This is a genomic window from Pseudoalteromonas porphyrae (genome assembly GCF_001298125.1).
Classification (GTDB): domain Bacteria; phylum Pseudomonadota; class Gammaproteobacteria; order Enterobacterales; family Alteromonadaceae; genus Pseudoalteromonas; species Pseudoalteromonas neustonica.
In genome coordinates this window covers 56,010-74,600 of record NZ_LHPH01000026.1, presented here as the reverse complement: position 1 = coordinate 74,600, position 18,591 = coordinate 56,010, and the positions used below count along the sequence as shown (strand labels likewise).

The window sequence follows — 18,591 nt, the reverse complement described above, 5'->3', positions numbered from 1 at the left end:
CTGCTCTACCAACTGAGCTAATGACCCGCTCTGATATGCCTGCTTAACATTTGATGCTGTTAATCACACTGCGTAAATCCGCCGATGAGCCATGCTGTTATTCATAATGAATAAAAGATGGTGGGTCATGATGGATTTGAACCATCGACCAATTGATTAAAAGTCAACTGCTCTACCAACTGAGCTAATGACCCGCTCTGATATGCCTACTTAACATTTAATGCTGTTAATCACATTGCGTAAATCCGCCGATGAGCCATGCTGTTATTCATAATGAATAAAAGATGGTGGGTCATGATGGATTTGAACCATCGACCAATTGATTAAAAGTCAACTGCTCTACCAACTGAGCTAATGACCCGCTCTATTGTTGCAACTTAATACAACCAAACATCAATACGTAAATCCGCCGATAAAAGACCATTCAATTAATAATAAATGAATGGTGGGTCATGATGGATTTGAACCATCGACCAATTGATTAAAAGTCAACTGCTCTACCAACTGAGCTAATGACCCGCTCTTTTTGCCGCAACTTGAGTGGTTGAACCATTCGTTTGCTGCGGGCGCTTATAATACTTATTTAAAAAATGAGTGCAACCGAAATTGTCTCTTTTTTTAAGTTTTAATGCCTAGCTGTCCAATTTTAGACCGCTTATGACAAAAAGCAGTCTAATCATAGCGATTCTACATTTTTGCAAGCCGTTCAGTGGCTAATTTTGCAGCAGTTGTACTGGGGTACTGATTGATTAAATCGTTAAAGGTTTTTAACGCTTGTTCAGCTAATCCTTGCTCTTTTAACAAAGTACCCAGTTTTAACATTGCATCTGGGCGCTTATTTGAGTTTGGAAATTCATTCACGACCACTTTAAAATGTTCAGACGCTTTAACAGGATCATTTTTTATCGTCAGTAATTGCCCTAACCAGTAATGTGCATTCGACGCATAGACTGAACTTGGGTAAGTACTTAAAAAAGTTTGAAACTCAGGGATCGCTTGATCATAACGCTTATCCTTCATTATTAACGCCACTGCACGCTCATACGCTTCATTCTCAGACAAATCTGCGCTAATGGCTTGCGATGGCACCTGCTCGGTATAAGTTTCAGCAGTGCTTTGGTTAGGCTGTGCGTATGCCTGACTAACTCGGTTCTCTATTTCTTGATAAAGCTCTCGCTGGCGCTGCAATACTTTTTCAAGTTTATAACTTTGCTCTTCAGTTATCCCACGTACTTGACTTACTTCATCTTGAAGTACATTGAGCTGTTGCTGTAACTCAACTTGTAGCAAGTTTCGTGACTGCATCATGTTCTCTAGTGCAGCAAGGCGTTTTTCTATACTCGATTGTGAACTTGCAGCTTCTGAAACAGGAGCGGGAGCAGCCCATAACTGGGTGCTCCCGCTCAAGATCATGGCTGCCAAAATAATTTTCGGCTTCATAATGTCTCTAATCTTAGTAAACTAGTACCGCACGGCGGTTTTTAGCGAAAGCTGATTCAGTGCGTGATTTAACCATTGGTTTTTCTTCACCATAGCTCACTACTGACATTTGGCTAGCTGAAACACCTAAGCTTTGTAAGTACTTTTCTACGGCTTGTCCACGGTTTTCACCTAGTGCAATATTGTACTCTGGCGTGCCACGTTCATCAGCATGACCTTCAATTAATACTTTAACAGATGGATTTTTTACTAAAAACTCAGCATGGGCACGTAATAGCTCGCCGTATTGACCTTCAATCGTCGCTTTATCAAAATCAAAGTAAATTACTTGCTCTTGACGAAGTGCTTCGTATTTCTCACGAAGTTGCTCTTGCGCTTGTTGCTCAGGAGTCAGTGTAGTGACTTCCACAGTATCATTATTGTTATTTTGTTCAACTGTCGCTTGATTTGATTGATTTGCTGCACCTTCATCGATATCTGAAGATGAGCTACAAGCTGCTAGCGTCATAACTGGCACAGCAATAAGCAGGCCTTTGAGTATTTTATTAAGTTGCATTGAGTAGATTCCTATTTTGAGTAAACCAGCAAATATTACTGTAAATAAGGCGACCACGCGGGTGCCTTTACTTGTCCGTTTAGCACAGGTAAACGTGCTTTAAAGCGACCGTCCATTGATACGAGCGCAAGTACCTGCTTATTATTATGCAGCGTGCTGTAGATGATCATAGAGCCATTTGGTGCGATGCTCGGTGATTCATCAAGGCGTGTTCGCGTTAAAACTTGAAACGCGCCAGTAGCCAGCTCTTTTTTAGCTAGATGGTATTGCCCATTAGTACGGTTCACCATTACTAATTCTTTGCCATCTGGGGTGATTGAGCCCGCTAGGTTCATATCACCATCGAAGGTCATTCGTTGTGACCTACCTGTTTGTAAATTTAACTTATAAATCTGAGCATTACCACCCCTTTCCGAGGTAAACACAATATCTTGACCGTTAGGATGCCACGATGGTTCAGTATCTATACTGCGATGACGAGTAAGGCGTGTTTCTTTGCCTGTTGCAAAATCCAGCATATAGACTTCAGTTGCTCCGTTACGGTCTTTAGACAGTACTAAAAGTAATTTTTTCCCATCAGGTGAAAACTGCGGTGCACCATTAATCCCTTTATGGCTAGTAATTAACTCACGTTTTCCCGTGTATAAATCTTGCATATATATTTGGCTTTGGCGGTTTTCAAACGTTACATAGGCAAGCTTTGTTCCATCTGGTGACCACGCTGGTGACATTAATGGATCTTTAGAACGCAATAATACTTGTTCATTAAAACCATCATAATCAGCCACTACTAACTGATAAGGTTTCGGATCTTCATCACGAACAATTACATACGCTATTTTTGTTAAAAAAGCGCCACGTTCGCCCGTTAGTTTCTCATAAACAACATCACTAATACGATGAGCGTAACGTCTAAACCCAGTTTCAGTAATTATACTTTCGCGCGCTTCTTGAACATGATCTTGATTTTTAATCAATTTACCATTACTCATCATTTGCGTTTCACCGCCAGTAATCTGACCGCGGATCACATCAACTAACTCGTAACTCACTAAATAACGACCATCCGTTTGTTGTGCAACTTCACCAACGAGTACTGCTTCAACACCTTTATTAACCCACGCACTGTAATCAATATCAGATTCTTTACTCGGAAACTGCGGCATATTTTCTGTACTAATCGGTTTAAACTTACCACTGCGCATTAAATCTGCGGCAATTACTTCGCTGAGTTTTTGTGGGATTGGACCAACACCTTGATACTTAAACGGCACAATAGCAATTGGACGAGCGCCATCGATTCCTTCTGTAATGACTATTTCAAGTGCCCCATTTGCAACACTCGTAAAGCCCAGAACTAAAATTAAACAAACTGCTTTGAACTTAGTGAACATACCATTCCTTTAAAATTGTGGCTTAATTGTTAAGTTAATATTTTTTAATTGCTCAAAAACATCTTTATCTTTAGATACAGGAAGCGTATCTGCCATACGAATAGCTCTAAGAGCAGCTTCGCAAACCAGTTTATCCCCGCCTAAAGAGCGGACTTGAGTCACAAGACCATTAAAACCTAAACGAATATTCACACGGCATTGCTGGTTTTTCATTTTTTCATCAATTAATAAATTTTGCTGGATACGTGCCATTATTAACGCTTTAAATTTATCAACTTCGGTGCCAACCTGCTGTTGACGTACTTTATTACGAGCAGCTTGTTCTGTTGCCAGCTGCTCTTGCAACATTTGCTCTTGTAACGCTTTTTGGCGGGCCTCTTCGGCAGCTTCAGCACGTTTTTTAGCTGCTAACTCTTCACGTTTACGATCGTCTTCAGCTTTCTTTAATGCATTTTCTTCAGCTTTACGTTTTTCAGCCGCCGCTTGTGCAGCTAATTCCGATGCTTCTTTTTGCTTTTCAGCCTGCTGCGCTTTAGCACGTTCTTTTTGCTCTATCTCACGCGCTTTTTTTGCTTGAGCTTGCGCCTGTGCCGTTTCTTTCTCTTTTGCTCTTCGCTCTTGCTCTAATTTTTTTATACGACGATCTTCAGATTCACGTTGCTTGCGTGCATCGGTTGCTCTGCGCTCAAGATCTTGGATACGTTTATCTTCGGCTCGCTTTTGCTGCTCTTCTTTACGCCTTAGTTCAGCAATTTTTTGTTCAACCATTTTTTGATCAACCGTCACAGCTGCAACAGCGTTTTCGGCTTCTGCCATAGACGTGTTTAACGTTACTTCCATTACTTTGGGACTTGGCGCATGAAAGTTTGCAGTGCCTATGAGTACGCCTATTATTGCAAAGTGCAATAATACTGATTTAATTACTGAAGCACCCATATTAGCCTTTAGTCCCTTCAAATGATTCTGTCATTAAACCAACCGATGGAACGCCTGCGTTCTTTAAAAAATCCATTAATAGTAATACTTCTTGATATGACACTTTGCCTGATCCTTTAATCATCACTGGCGTGTCAGGGTTTTTCATCAGCTGTAATTTGATGACCGCAGCCACATCAAGTGCCTCCATCGGCTCTTCTGGATCAGTGCCAATACTCACGTAATATTTACCTTGGGCATCTATCGAGGCAATGATTGGCGGCGTATCTTTCGTATCAACTAAATCTGATTCTTCCATTTTAGGAAGATCAACTTTAACGCCGTGTGTAATCAAAGGTGCTGTTGCCATAAAGATGATCAACAACACTAACATAACATCAATGTATGGGACCACGTTTATCTCTGCAACAGGACGACGCTTTTTACGTTGGTACATTCGCTTTTGCCTCTATTTGTGTAGCTGCTTGACGGTGTAAAATATTCGCAAACTCTTCCATAAAATTAATGTAATTAGATTCAAGCTTTTCAACTTTATTTGCAAAACGGTTATAAGCGATAACGGCAGGGATTGCTGCAAATAAACCCATAGCAGTTGCAATCAATGCTTCTGCAATACCAGGAGCAACCATCTGTAACGTAGCTTGTTTAACTTCACCCAATGCAATAAAGGCATTCATTATTCCCCATACAGTTCCAAATAAGCCGATATACGGGCTGATAGAACCGACAGTTGCTAAAAATGATAAGCTTGATTCAAGTTTTTCTATTTCTCGTGATAAAGCAACGCGCATAGAACGATGTGTGCCTTCCATAACAATGCTTGCACTTTCGAATGTGGTTTTTTTATGGCGTGCAAACTCTTTAAAACCAGCAATAAATAATGCCTCTACGCCTGTAGAGTTACCACTACGTGATGTGATTTCATTATAGAGCTTACTTAAATCTATACCTGACCAAAATTTTTGTTCAAAGCGCTTAGCATTTGATAGCGCATCTGAAATAGCTTTTTTGCGCTGGAAAATAACAGCCCACGACATAACTGACATAGCCACTAATGCCAACATAACCAATTGCACAAGAAAACTTGCTTCTAGAATTAAATCTAAAAAATTAAGTCCTGATCCCACTTTAAACTCCTACTTAAGGTTTCTTGTATAAATAAACATTTTATTATACGCCAGTGTATGACCAAAAACATGGCCAAAAGTTGCAACTAGTGTATCCATTCAATTCGGTACTGACAACGCTATTGCTGTGAATTAGCAACAAAAAACGTTAAAAGACAAACTGATCGTTTTTACCTCAAATGAATCAAATATTCTATTAAATTAAAAGTAAGTACATAATGATATATATTGCTGCGTATTTATTATAAAAAACATCATAAAACACACGTTTTATTCACTATAAAAGAATAACCACCCAAAACCAATTTAAAAACATGAAGCAGGATAGTTAAACTAATGTAAAGTTAATTCAAATTAAAATTAAAAAACATTTAATTCATACACTTAAAAAATAAACAACACTAGTATCGACCACTTTTCATGCAAAAACAAAAATCAATCATTAGTTTTATTAATCTGAAAATTAAATTTTTCTAGTTTGAACAAAAATAATAAAGCCGCTATTATTCTCCCATACCGAGCTAGCGCTGCAATGAATATTTCATTACACCCAGTTCTTTGCAATATGATTCTGATTTTTCGTGTTGCTCAGTTTAAAGTCATTTTGATAAAACTTGATGAATTTAAACTACTCCCTGGATTACTTCCTTCAACTTGTTGTTTGCCCGTATTTTTTGCGGGCTTTTTTTTGCCCGCAATAAAATCACTCTTAATACCTTACCCTTATCATTATTATTATTATTATCATTCTAGTAACTAAATTTTAATGCACTGAATATAATTACTTGGTTGAATTATATGGATATTAAAGTATTCCACAGCAAATATTCACACTTCTCAGAGGGTATACAATATAGCTGGCAAACTTAACTGTAAGTGAACTTATTATTAGGAATTAAACAAATACTATGCCTGCTTCAAATCAGAGCACAGTATTTATTACTTTATGTAAGATGGGATTACGGGTAGGAATATGGTGTATCTTCAGGCATGCTAAAGCTACAAAAGTTGACCAATATTACTCTTTTTTAGGCTGTAAGCCAAAATGGTGATATGCATTATCTGACACAATGCGCCCTCTTGGGGTTCGTTGTATAAAACCTTGTTGAATTAAGTAAGGCTCTATTACATCTTCAATGGTTTCTCTTTCTTCACCAATGGCTGCGGCTAAATTATCCAGACCAACTGGCCCGCCCATAAACTTCTCAATAATCGCGAGTAAATATTTACGATCCATATAATCGAAGCCGCTTTTATCTACGTCAATCATATTAAGCGCGAGCTCTGCAACCTCGGCATTAACTGTACCGTCTGATTTAACTTGCGTGTAATCACGCACTCGTCGCAACAGACGATTAGCTATTCGCGGAGTACCCCGTGAACGTTTAGCTATTTCGATTGCACCATCATCGCACATTTCTAAATTTAAATAATGCGCAGAGCGCCCCACAATCGTCGACAAGTCAGCCACTGAATAAAACTCTAAACGCTGTACTATACCAAAACGATCTCTCAGCGGTGATGTTAACGATCCCGCACGAGTTGTAGCGCCTATCAAAGTAAATGCAGGTAAATCAAGCTTTATTGAGCGAGCAGCTGGGCCTTCACCTATCATTAAATCTAACTGGTAATCTTCCATCGCTGGATAGAGGATCTCTTCAACTTGTGGACTGAGGCGATGAATTTCATCAATAAACAGAACATCACCCTCTTCAAGGTTTGTAAGCAATGCCGCTAAATCGCCAGCTTTTTCAAGTACAGGCCCTGAGGTTGTTTTAATACTTACACCTAGCTCGTTGGCAACAATATTGGCTAATGTTGTTTTACCTAACCCCGGCGGGCCAAATATTAATAAATGATCAAGGGCTTCACCTCGGCTTCGTGCAGCTTCAATAAAAATTTCCATTTGCTGCTTAACATGTGGCTGACCTGTGTAGTCGGCTAAAAGTTTTGGTCTAATTGCACGATCAACAACATCTTCATTACTTTGTTCGGTGGCATCTATTAAGCGATCCGCTTCAATCATGGTTTACTCACAACATTGATTTAAGAGACTCTTTGATCAGAACCTCTGTAGACATATCTGGCTTGCTAATCGCTTTAACCGTTTTTTGTGCTTGCGCCAACTTATAGCCCAATGAAACGAGTGCAGAAATTGCATCATCAGCCGCATTATTCGCAATTAAAGCATCTGATGCGGGCTGTATTACTGCATTATCACTAAATGGCGTGAATAAGTCATTACCCCAATCTTTTAAGCGGTCTTTCATTTCAAGTACAAGGCGTTCTGCGGTTTTTTTGCCAACACCCGGTAATTTCACTAAGCTAGTTGCATCTTCATTGTTCACACAGGTTACAAATTGCTTAGCCGACATTCCTGATAAAATAGCTAAGCCTAATTTTGGTCCAACCCCATTTGCTTTAAGTAATTCACGAAATAAAGCGCGTTCAGTTTTGTTATTAAAACCAAATAATAGCTGCGCATCTTCTCTCACCACAAAATGAGTGTAAACAATTGCTGTTTCACCAATATTGGGTAAATCATAAAAACACGTCATTGGCATGTTTACCTCATAACCTACTCCAGAGACTTCAAGTAAGATCTCAGGTGGTTGCTTCTCTACCAATATACCGTTTAATCGACCTATCATTATTATTTCCTTAGCCTTCCTCTAACGGTTTTACTGGCACTGCCCGCTAGCTTTATTAAGTTTTGATTAGAATGTGCATGACAAATAGCAATTGCCAGTGCATCCGCTGCATCGGCTTGCGGCGTACCTGGCAGCTTTAAAATATTTTTTACCATCTGTTGTACTTGTGATTTATCTGCACCACCATGGCCAACAACAGCTTGTTTAATTTGCCTTGCTGAATATTCAAATACGGGTAATTCAGCCACAGCAGCTCCGACAATAGCCGCTCCTCGGGCCTGTCCTAGTTTAAGTGCTGAATCAGGGTTATGCGCCATAAATACTTTTTCAATCGCAAACTGTTCTGGCGAAAATTGCGCTATTAATTGGCTAATACCTTGAAAGATCATTTTTAAGCGAATAGGAAATTCGTGATCCGCCAGTTTTATACATCCACTGCCTAAATAGGTAAATTTTGCACCTTGATGAGCAATGACCCCATAGCCCGTCAACCGCGAACCTGGATCAATCCCTAAAATAATAGCCAAGCTCTTGCCCAATAAATATAACTTACTAATAAAGTAATAATGCCAGAGCACTGTATAAATTACCAGTGCATTGTCAATGCAAAAACCCGCAATTGCGGGTTTTTGTGTTAATACTATAAAATGAGTCGCAATATTAACCGAGCGAGCGCAGTAAACCTTGGGTATTTTTACGCATTGTTCGAGCAATCATAAAGTAGCCTAAAACAGCCACAAATGTGCCCCCCACTAAAGGACCGATGATCCAAATATGCGGGTGTAATTTACCGGCTAAATCAAACATTTCTCGTTGCACAATAAATAATGCGACATCACTCACTAGAGCCGCAACAAAGCCAGCCGCACTGCCGAGTAATAAAAACTCGTATAATGTCGCATTTTTTATTAATCGGCCTTTTGCACCTAGGGTGCGTAAAATCACTATTTCTTGCATTCGCTCCCCTAAGCTTGCTTGCACTTGCGAAATTAAAACTAGCGCCCCACAAAGCACCACAATGGCAAGTACAAAGCCAATTGCCAATGATACTTGCGAAATAGTCGATTGAATTTGTTTAACAAAACTATCAACATCAATAGCATTAACCGTTGGGTAAGTACGTAACAATTCACTAAAGTCACGTTTTTGATCCGTCTCTATACGAACTGAAGAAATATATGTCGCAGGAAAATCAGCCAATACATCCGGACTCAAAATGATAAAAAAGTTTGGCTTTAAGGTGGCCCAATTTACTTTACGAACACTCGTTATTTTTGCATCAAACGATTGTGCGCCAATTAAAAACGTTAATGTATCACCGAGTTTTACGTCTAAACGCGCCAGCATTGATTCTTCAATTGACGCTTCACCCGTCGCACTTTCAGAAAACCACTCGCCATCGATGATCTCATTTTGCGCTGGTGATTGTGTTAACCAGGTTAAATTAAGCTCTCGCCCGATACCAGAGCGCGCTTCTTCATCTTTTTTCTCATTATCTTGCAACGATACTTCACGCGCTACAAGTTCACCATTTACCGCATTAACACGCCCGCGAATAGTTGGGTAAAACTCTGATACTTGAATTTTCTTTTGCGCTAAATAGTCAGTTATTACGGGTAATTCAGACTCCGTAATATTAACTAAAAATGCATTAGGTGCGTCATTCGGTAATTGTGACTGCCAATCAGCAATCATGTCGTTTTTAAGTACCACCAAAAATAAAAGTAATTTAATCGCTAATGCAAAGCTAATAAGTTGCACTGAATTTGCATTCGCGCGCTTTTGAATTGATGCAATCGCCAACGACCAACTATTGCCTGGGCGTAAACCTAATTTACGACCGCCCCCAAAGATGATCCGTGAGACCAAAAACAACAAACCAATAAGCACCAATGTTGAAACAAACAAAATTGCAGTAATTTTTAAGTTATTACTAAATAACCACATTAATAAAAACACAGTCATTGCAGACATGGCTAAATGTACTTTACTAACAAGTAATCTATCCCCTAAATTACGACGCAACACTCGCAGCGGCGGTATATCAAATAAGTCTAACAACGGCTTAATTGAGAACATCACAGCACAAATCACGCCTGTACTAATTGCCGTTATCCAAGGTTTAATACCCGCAGCAGGTAATGTATTGTTCATAGATTTAGCTAAATAGTTCGCTGCAATATCTTGTAAACCAAAGCCTATGAGCAAGCCAATAAGCACAGATAAAGCGCACACCATTGATAAATGCAATAAGTAAATTTTGCGGATCATGTCGCGGCTACCGCCAAGGGTCTTCATCATCGCGACAGGATCGTATTGTCGCTCACAATAACGCTTAGCAGAAACTGCAATAGCCACAGCGGCTAAAATAATGCCTAATAAACCTGCTAACAATAAAAAGCTTTCAGCACGATTTAAGCTATTAGCGATAGGAGATTGACGGTCTTTTACACCATACCATTGCTGATTTTCTTTTATTTGTGGCTTAAGCCAAGCATAAAAGGCATTAATATCAGACTCTTCACCAGCGTATAATTGACGATAGAACACTCGGCTTCCAGGCTGCACAACTTGCGTTTTCTCAATGTCGGCGCTATTTAACAAAACACGGCGACTGCTTGAAAAAATATTAAAAGGTGCATCAGGTTCTTCCACTAATACTTTTTCAATTGTAAATTGCGCTGCGCCGAGTTCAACCGTGTCGCCCACTTTTACATTTAACGCGTAAAAAACAGATTCACTAAACCACACATTGCCCGCACTTGGCCCTTGATTTACAATTTCAACCTGTGCATCTAAACGAGCCTTAATTTTTAACTCACCTTTGAGCGGGTATTCAGGCGATACAGCTTTAACAGAGCTTAATTGCATTTCATCATTAGCAAACAACATGGTATCAAAATAAGTTAACTGGGCTGTTTTTAAATTCTGCGAATGTGCTTTTTCTAAATACGATTGTGGTAAAGCGTGACTGCTGGCAAGTACTCTATCCGCTGCGATAAATGCACTGCTTTTTTGCGCAATACTTTGGCCTATTCTGTCTGTAACCATAGACAAAGTAAGTACAGTCAAAACGGCTAATGCAATGGCAGCACAAATAACCGTGAGTTCACCACGGCGAAATTCACGAAAAAATAGTTTTAATGCTAATTTAGCCCACATCAGCAAGAACCTCGCTGGTATCTTTTACCAGTTTACCCGCCTCAATTTGCAAAACATACTGGCATTTCGCAGCAAGTGCCTCATCGTGAGTCACCAGTATTAGCGTTGTGCCATGTTGTTCATTAAGCTCAAAAAGTAAAGACTCAATCAATTTACCATTTTTACTGTCTAGGTTTGCTGAAGGCTCATCGGCAAATAATATTTTAGGCGTACCAATAAACGCACGGGCAATGGCTACACGCTGCTGCTCTCCGCCTGATAGTTGTGATGGGTAATGTTCTATGCGATGGCTTAACCCTACTTTTTCAAGTAAATGTAACGCTTGTTGTTTTGCATTAGCGCTGCCCGCTAACTCCGCAGGAAGCATTACATTTTCAAGGGCAGTTAAACTTTGTACAAGCATAAAAGACTGAAATACAAACCCAACTTTTTGTGCTCGCAGTGCTGCTCTTGCCTCCTCATCAAGTGTATGCAAAGCATCACCATCAAGAATTATTTCACCCTGTGTTGATTGATCAAGTCCAGCTAATAAACTAAGTAAGGTCGATTTACCTGAACCTGACGTGCCAACTACAGCAACTGAGTCACCAGACTTGACATTAAAGCTGATGTCGCTGAGGATGGGCAACTCACCTTCAAGGGTATTTACCGTTTTAGACAGTCCATTAACTTGAATAATATTTACTTGAGATAGCGCTGACATATGATGCATTCAATCCTACGTTTAATATTTGTTTTTCTAATTGTAATCAAACCACTTACAGCTGCAGCTGACAACACAATTTTAATTTTAGGTGACAGTTTAAGCGCCGCTTATGGTCTAAAACAAGAGCAAGGCTGGGTTAAATTGTTACAAGATAAGTACGACAAAGAGCAACTAAACATCCAACTTATCAATGCCAGTATCAGTGGTGAAACCACTGGCGGTGCACTAAGACGTTTAGACTCATTGTTAAATGAATTTCAGCCAAGTCACGTACTTATTGAACTTGGCGGTAACGACGGCTTACGTGGTTTTCCAATAAAAAGGCTTGAGCAAAACCTCACCCAATTGGTAAACCTAAGCAAACAAGCTGACGCCAATATAGCTATTATGGAAATACACATTCCACCTAATTACGGCCCACGTTATACCAGTCAGTTTACAGGTAGTTTTGAAAAAGTCGCCACCGCAACTGACAGCCACTTAATGGACTTTTTTGTACTCAATGTTGCAGGCGATCCAACGCTGATGCAAAACGACAATATACACCCTAACAAAACTGCACAACCTATATTACGTGACATTATGTATAAATCGATCAAAATGTGGCTAGAAAAGTAACCTTTTGCCACTATACAGTTATTAACTAAGTTCAATAAATGTTCAAACAAACAAAAGGTTATTGATTTTTTATAAAATATGGGTATATTGCATGGAAAATCGGTATGTGGCGCAGCTTGGTAGCGCACTGTCATGGGGTGGCAGGGGTCGAGAGTTCGAATCTCTCCATACCGACCAATTATATTTCCCCTCACTTCTATTTCACCGTTATTCTTTGCATCCTCATTAATTTGCTTTATGAAGAGTGAATAATAGCTATTCCGATAATTTTATGTTTTCAAATAAAATTCAAGTTTTTATTTTGTACGCCGTTAATTAAACATGCTTTGGTGACAGTGTTTACTTAGCCCGCAGAGTTTTAAGCTTACACGAGCACTGTTAAACACTGTCGTATTGTATTGAAAAATATAACAACATTTTAAACATGCCGACTTATTAAAGCCTAAATTAGGGTAATAAGTCGTTATTTATAACAAGTTGCTATTTTATGTACAGGAGGTACTGCGTGGACTTTTCTAGTGATGAACAACAGTTTTTATCAAACTTATTTAAAGGCCAAGCCAAGCAGCAATTACCTGCAAATAAACGCCTGACTGTGCAAAGTGATATTCCGGCTAAAATAGCGAATCTATTTATTAATGCTAAGTTGACTTTACTCGCTGAGGTCGGTCACTATCAGTTGTGGTTTCCTTTAGAATTTAAAACTGATGAATCAGGGTTGTTAACCCCGATACTTAGCTCACCTGAAGTTATTGACACCACAGGTACACAACGAAGTTGGCGATTAGACAATTTAAATATACAAAGTGATGGGTTTAAAATTGAGTCAATATCTAGCACCGGGATCTTTTTAAAACCAATCAGCAATAAAGTGCCTTTAATTACTCATCACAGAATGCAATTTTATCTGCCAAATAAAAAACACATCATTATTAGCATTGAACCAGTTAGACAAAATAAGCAAGGTATCGCAGCTAAAATAACTCATATTCATGAAGGGAAAGATCACCTTCGCGACTATTTATTTAGTGTTCATAAACGACAATATGTAAATTTATATACCGCTATTGCTTAGAGTTAGTTGCGAAGTGAAGAATCCATCGATAAGCTGTCTTTTTTATTGTTACTAATGAAGGTTTTATGAGCGATACTATTTATCCAATTGGAACAGCTAACATTTCATGGAATGATGATGAGAAACAACAATGGTTCGATTCTCAAAACATTAAGCGTAGCTACCACAATGATGTTGTGTCATTAATAAATGAACTTACAGATGAGTGTGATGTTGAACAATATGGTGAACTTGTTTATCAAGACGCTAATTACCCCCTCTTTGCTATTAAATCTCGTAATTGGCAAAACAATAAACCAACCGTATTAGTAACTGGTGGTGTGCATGGCTATGAAACCAGCGGTGTGCATGGTGCAATTCGGTTTATTAAAACATTAGGTAGACATTACAGTGAGCATTTTAACCTTGTGGTAACGCCCTGTATCAGCCCGTGGGGCTATGAAACAATAAACCGCTGGAATCCAGCTGCCATAGATCCTAACCGTTCTTTTTATGCTAATAGCCCTGCCCCTGAATCTGCAAATGTGATGGCTTACATTGCTGGGCTTGGTGTTGAGCTAGTTGCACATATTGATCTACACGAAACAACCGACACCGATAACAGTGAGTTTCGCCCTGCACTTGCTGCGCGCGATGGTAAAATTAATACTAATTGGAATATTCCTGATGGTTTTTATTTAGTTGCTGATTCAGCGAAACCTGCGGCAGAATTTCAAAAGGCTATTATTGAAAACGTTACAAAAATAACACACATTGCACCCAGTGATGAAAATAACCAATTAATAGGCGTGCCGCAAGAGCAATTTGGCGTTATCAACTATGCGGCACGCGAGCTTGGTTTATGCATGGGCTTTAGCGATGCAAAGTTTGTAACAACAACTGAGGTATACCCAGATAGCCCAACAGCAACGGATGAAGAATGTATTCTTGCACAAGTTGCTGCGATTGCCGGTGCGCTTGATTATATAGCTTCACAACAATAATCGTATTTAAAGCAGATACATCTACTGAATAAGTTTCGGGTCTGCTTTTTACTAGGGCGTGTTGACCTTTGTGGATTGACATTTGTTCAATCTAGGGGCGATTTAATCGCGGCGCGAGGTTTGAAATCGAGTGGGCTCGATAACTGCTCCTGCGTTATTCTACTGGCTCACATCCATGTGAGAATAAGTAAAAATCGAGCAAAGCTTGTGCGCCCTGCTCACGCCCCTTACCTAAATCTGTTTAAGTAACAAAGAGTTAATCGCCCCTAGGAAGAACCCTTTGGGCAACGCATGTTTGGAATTTATACTGCGTTATCGCCTATTTATGGGGAACGACCACACACCATAGGCGCTGCCTTGCCTAAATACCTAACATACGGCTGTAAAATCAATCACGAAAGGTCAACACGCCCTAGACTAAATTATATATTTGTTTAAAATTCACGCTCTTTTATTTTTACAAGGAAGCAAATGGAATTTAAAAACAAATACGGTAGAGTCGTTTTAGAACGTGATCACAGCATTATTATCGGACATTTTCACGGCAATATTAACGCAAACCTAGTCTATCAATTTAGTAACAGCATTTTTGAACACATTAAACCTTTTGCAGGAAGACCTTGGGCGTATATCAGTAACTCATACACGGCATGTGCAGCAACGCCTGAGGCTGAGGAACAATTTACACATTTAGCAAAACAAATGATGCAGAGTAACTGTATTGCTAGCGCCTATATTTTAGGCTCGTCTTTAGTGGTTAATCAAATGCAACGTATTATGAATAATGCAGGCTTGATGATTGATATTAAAAGTCGTTTGTTTACTGATTTATATCAGGCTAAAGAACATATAAATGAACAATTGAAGTTGCTAACGTGTTGATAAATAAACTACGTTAGCAATCCACATATTTAATTGCGGTAAAATAAGCTTGGTGTTGTAATGGTAATACTTGGATCTTCCTTCGCTGTAATTACAAACTCTAATTTAGTAACTTTTTTATCTACATCGTAGCCATCTGCAATTATAGTTACCGGCACACGTTTAAGTAAGCCTGGTTCAACGAGTATCAACGCAGGGCTTTGTAATTTTGCAATATCAAACCCTTTTAAATCAATTGTATAATGAAGTGGTTGCTGTGTTTTATTAATAATTGTTAGCGTGTATGGGTTTTCAACCAGTCCTTCATAGTTAACTCGGTATAAAGCGTTACGATCACGTAATACCGATGCTTCTATGGGGGTTCTTTGCGCTAACCATGCCACCATAGCAAGCGTTAACAGTGCAGTTAAAGCGCCGTAACCTATCAATTTTAACCTAAATGGATTTGTGTGTTTTCCTGCCATTTGTTGCTCGCTGGCGTATTTGATCAAACCTTTTTGATATCCGAATTTAGTCATCGTATCGTCGCAAGCGTCAATACATAAACCACAATTAATGCATTCATATTGCAAGCCATTTCGAATATCAATACCGGCTGGGCACACTTCTACACATAAGTTACAGTCAACACAATCTCCTAGGCCAACAGTTTTTGGGTCAACTTTACGTTTGCGCGGTCCACGGCTTTCACCACGCTCGTTATCATAAGTGACGACAAGTGTATCTTTGTCAAACATAACTGATTGAAAACGCGAATAAGGGCACGCAACTGTACACATTTTTTCACGTAAAAAGCCTGCATTACCATAGGTGCAAAATGCAAACAGAAAAACCCAAAAACTAGTAATACCTGACCATTCAAAAAAGAACATGTCAGCGTAAAGTGTTTTTGCTGGTATAAAGTAAGCCATAAACGACGTTGCTGTGAGCACTGAAATAACTAACCATGCGCTGTGTTTGGTTATTTTTTTACGTGTTTTAGTGACCCCCCAAGGCGCTTTATCAAGCTGAATTCGTTGATTTCGGCTGCCTTCAATTCGTTCTTCAACCCAAGAAAATAACAACATCCAAATAGTTTGCGGGCATGTGTAACCACACCAAACTCTTCCTAACCAATTAGTTACAAAAAACAACGCAAACGCTGCAACCATAAATAGCAGCGCTAATATCATAAAGTCTTGAGGTAAGAGCGTTAAACCAAAAATGGTAAACTTTTGTGTTGCTACATCGAATAAAACCGCCTGTTGCCCATTGTAAGGGATCCACGGAATAGCAATAAACGTGAGCATCAACAGCCAGCCAAGGTGGCGGCGAATACGTTGGAAAAACCCTTTTTGCTCACGAATATAAATTGGCCCTTCATTTTTGTAGGGCTTGATGATCATATCTTCTTCTTTAATATCAAACTTCATAATACTTACTTCATGGTGACGGTGACTAAGCAAGTATTTGCAACTTTCAGACCAAACTGAAACTTAATTTAAGCTCATGATATTATTGGTTTAAATTTAAATGGCTAGTTTTTAACTCGTTAAATAAAACGAAAAACGTTAAATATCACGAATCCCTTTCTATTCCCAATTTTCTCATTTTAGATCGTAACGTACTTTCATGTAGCCCAAGCTTAGTAGCTGCTCCGTGTGCACCTGATATCTTCCAATTTGATAGTTCAAGTACAGACACTATATGACTCTTTTGTGCCTCATCGAGGGTTAAGCTGATGTTAAATGCCGTGTTCGGTGGCATGCTCAAAGGTTGACTTAAATGTAAAATAGGCTGTTTGCTAAGAATAGCTTCACGTTCGAGTACATTTTGTAGCTCACGAATATTACCTGGCCAATCATAAGCTTGCAGCTGGCTAATAGCTTTTTTACTTAACCCCTTCAGTTGCTTACCAAGGCGTTTATTCAATTGCGCAATTAAGTTGGTACATAATAATGGAATATCTTCTTTGCGCTCTTTTAATGCAGGCACTTTAATTGGGAATACATTTAAACGATAATAAAGATCCATTCTAAACGCACCTTGCTGTACCATTTGCCAAAGATCGCGATTGGTTGCTGCGACAATGCGAATATCAACTTTAATTGTATGGCTAGAGCCTACCCGTTCGAATTCATGCTCTTGTAATACGCGCAGTAATTTACTTTGCGCTTCGGGCGGTAACTCCCCTATTTCGTCTAAAAATAAAGTCCCTTTATCTGCCAACTCAAATCGCCCTTTACGACGCTCATTTGCGCCTGTAAAAGCCCCTTTTTCATGTCCGAATAACTCTGATTCGAGCAAACTTGGTGTAAATGCTGCGCAGTTAACCTTTATAAACGACTGGTTTGAGCGTTCGCTGAGGCGATGTAAGTTACGCGCAACAAGCTCTTTACCAGTGCCATTTTCACCTAAAATCAGCACTGTACTAGTGGTTTGCGCTACAAGTTTAATTTGTTCAAGCATGTTTTGAAAAATATGACTGTGTCCAACTAATCCAGAATCTTGCCAATCTTCGTTAAGCTGTGCAATTAAGTAATTATTTTCGTCTTTAAGTTGCTCACTTAAATCTTTAACTTGGGTTAACGCTTGACGTAGCGCGTGTTCGGTTTGATGCTGCTTGGATACATCACGAAATATCGCGACCGCACCAATCAGTTGGTCATTTTTATAAACCGGTGTTGACGTGTATTCAACCGGAAAATTACTGCCATCTTTACGCCAAAAAACTTCATCCTTTACATGGCGGTGTTTACCATCAAACATGGTGCAATATATTTGGCATTCATCCGCGGGGTAAGGCCGCCCGTCAGCGTGGCTGTGATGATGATATTGATGTATTTTTTTCCCTAGTAGCTCAGCGGCTTGCCAGCCTGTCATTCTCTCTGCAGCTGGGTTTATAAACACGGCATTGCCACTGAGATCAAAACCATATATGCCTTCACCTACCGCATTGAGAAGTAAAGTAGGATCATTTAAAAATTGCTTTATCATTGCACACCAAATTCGTGAAATATCGCGAGCATTATGGCAAATTTACATCTTTAGTTACATTAATTATTTAACAAATAATTACATC

General features: G+C 39.3%; 17 protein-coding genes and 4 tRNA genes. 5 read left to right on the top strand and 16 right to left on the bottom strand.

All coding sequences use genetic code 11. From position 1 onward, the window contains the following. Window positions 1-118 precede the first annotated feature (118 nt). The 14 genes from ADS77_RS18220 to ADS77_RS18155 form a co-directional block, all read right to left on the bottom strand. A tRNA-Lys gene (locus tag ADS77_RS18220) sits at window positions 119-194 on the bottom strand. A 91-nt stretch (window positions 195-285) separates the two neighbouring features. Further along, window positions 286-361, bottom strand: a tRNA-Lys gene (locus tag ADS77_RS18215). Window positions 362-443: 82 nt separating this feature from the next. Beyond that, window positions 444-519 (bottom strand) — tRNA-Lys (locus ADS77_RS18210). Window positions 520-687: 168 nt separating this feature from the next. Beyond that, window positions 688-1,440, bottom strand: coding sequence for a tol-pal system protein YbgF (ybgF, locus tag ADS77_RS18205; protein WP_054204781.1), 753 nt, complete (start codon window positions 1,438-1,440; stop codon window positions 688-690). A gap of 13 nt (window positions 1,441-1,453) precedes the next feature. Further along, on the bottom strand, window positions 1,454-1,996 hold the full coding sequence (pal, locus tag ADS77_RS18200; RefSeq protein WP_054204782.1) for a peptidoglycan-associated lipoprotein Pal: 543 nt from the start codon (window positions 1,994-1,996) through the stop codon (window positions 1,454-1,456). Between the two features lie 35 nt (window positions 1,997-2,031). Next, window positions 2,032-3,390 carry a Tol-Pal system beta propeller repeat protein TolB gene (gene tolB / locus ADS77_RS18195; RefSeq protein WP_054455694.1) on the bottom strand — a complete coding sequence of 453 codons (1,359 nt, stop codon included), beginning with the start codon at window positions 3,388-3,390 and terminating at the stop codon, window positions 2,032-2,034. Window positions 3,391-3,399: 9 nt separating this feature from the next. Next, entirely contained in the window at window positions 3,400-4,326 is a 927-nt protein-coding gene (tolA, locus tag ADS77_RS18190) for a cell envelope integrity protein TolA (protein WP_054455692.1), read from the bottom strand. Window position 4,327: 1 nt separating this feature from the next. Beyond that, a complete protein-coding gene (tolR, locus tag ADS77_RS18185; RefSeq protein WP_054204785.1) occupies window positions 4,328-4,762 on the bottom strand; it encodes a protein TolR in 435 nt (144 codons plus the stop codon). Next, window positions 4,749-5,453 carry a protein TolQ gene (gene tolQ / locus ADS77_RS18180; protein WP_054204786.1) on the bottom strand — a complete coding sequence of 235 codons (705 nt, stop codon included), beginning with the start codon at window positions 5,451-5,453 and terminating at the stop codon, window positions 4,749-4,751. Before tolQ ends, tolR begins: the two co-directional genes overlap by 14 nt. Window positions 5,454-6,471: 1,018 nt before the next feature. Continuing rightward, a complete protein-coding gene (gene ruvB, locus ADS77_RS18175) occupies window positions 6,472-7,479 on the bottom strand; it encodes a Holliday junction branch migration DNA helicase RuvB (protein WP_054204787.1) in 1,008 nt (335 codons plus the stop codon). A 7-nt stretch (window positions 7,480-7,486) separates the two neighbouring features. Further along, window positions 7,487-8,104 (bottom strand): Holliday junction branch migration protein RuvA, encoded by a 618-nt coding sequence (ruvA, locus tag ADS77_RS18170; RefSeq protein WP_054204788.1) that lies wholly within the window; start codon window positions 8,102-8,104, stop codon window positions 7,487-7,489. A gap of 2 nt (window positions 8,105-8,106) precedes the next feature. Continuing rightward, window positions 8,107-8,631, bottom strand: coding sequence for a crossover junction endodeoxyribonuclease RuvC (gene ruvC, locus ADS77_RS18165; protein ID WP_054204806.1), 525 nt, complete (start codon window positions 8,629-8,631; stop codon window positions 8,107-8,109). Between the two features lie 133 nt (window positions 8,632-8,764). Then, on the bottom strand, window positions 8,765-11,266 hold the full coding sequence (locus ADS77_RS18160; RefSeq protein ID WP_054455690.1) for an ABC transporter permease: 2,502 nt from the start codon (window positions 11,264-11,266) through the stop codon (window positions 8,765-8,767). After that, window positions 11,256-11,969: an ABC transporter ATP-binding protein gene (locus ADS77_RS18155; protein ID WP_054455689.1), complete on the bottom strand. Its 714-nt coding sequence runs from the start codon at window positions 11,967-11,969 to the stop codon at window positions 11,256-11,258. The genes ADS77_RS18160 and ADS77_RS18155 overlap by 11 nt, the downstream gene beginning before the upstream one ends. On the opposite strand from ADS77_RS18155, the gene ADS77_RS18150 reads away from it, so the two are divergent. The 5 genes from ADS77_RS18150 to ADS77_RS18130 all read left to right on the top strand — a co-directional run bounded on the left by ADS77_RS18150 (window position 11,970) and on the right by ADS77_RS18130 (window position 15,530). Beyond that, window positions 11,970-12,590: an arylesterase gene (locus tag ADS77_RS18150; protein ID WP_054204791.1), complete on the top strand. Its 621-nt coding sequence runs from the start codon at window positions 11,970-11,972 to the stop codon at window positions 12,588-12,590. It begins immediately after the preceding gene. 100 nt (window positions 12,591-12,690) lie between these two features. Further along, window positions 12,691-12,767, top strand: a tRNA-Pro gene (locus ADS77_RS18145). Between the two features lie 328 nt (window positions 12,768-13,095). Next, window positions 13,096-13,665, top strand: coding sequence for a hypothetical protein (locus tag ADS77_RS18140; RefSeq protein ID WP_054455684.1), 570 nt, complete (start codon window positions 13,096-13,098; stop codon window positions 13,663-13,665). A gap of 65 nt (window positions 13,666-13,730) precedes the next feature. After that, window positions 13,731-14,648, top strand: coding sequence for a M14 family metallocarboxypeptidase (locus ADS77_RS18135; RefSeq protein WP_054206543.1), 918 nt, complete (start codon window positions 13,731-13,733; stop codon window positions 14,646-14,648). Between the two features lie 471 nt (window positions 14,649-15,119). Then, on the top strand, window positions 15,120-15,530 hold the full coding sequence (locus tag ADS77_RS18130; RefSeq protein ID WP_054206542.1) for a hypothetical protein: 411 nt from the start codon (window positions 15,120-15,122) through the stop codon (window positions 15,528-15,530). A 29-nt stretch (window positions 15,531-15,559) separates the two neighbouring features. On the opposite strand, the gene ccoG is transcribed toward ADS77_RS18130, so the two are convergent. Together ccoG and ADS77_RS18120 are read right to left on the bottom strand one after the other, a co-directional pair. Then, window positions 15,560-16,942: a cytochrome c oxidase accessory protein CcoG gene (ccoG, locus tag ADS77_RS18125; RefSeq protein ID WP_054206541.1), complete on the bottom strand. Its 1,383-nt coding sequence runs from the start codon at window positions 16,940-16,942 to the stop codon at window positions 15,560-15,562. A 145-nt stretch (window positions 16,943-17,087) separates the two neighbouring features. After that, window positions 17,088-18,506, bottom strand: a complete 1,419-nt coding sequence (locus ADS77_RS18120; RefSeq protein WP_054206540.1) for a sigma-54 interaction domain-containing protein — start codon at window positions 18,504-18,506, stop codon at window positions 17,088-17,090. Window positions 18,507-18,591 lie beyond the last annotated feature (85 nt).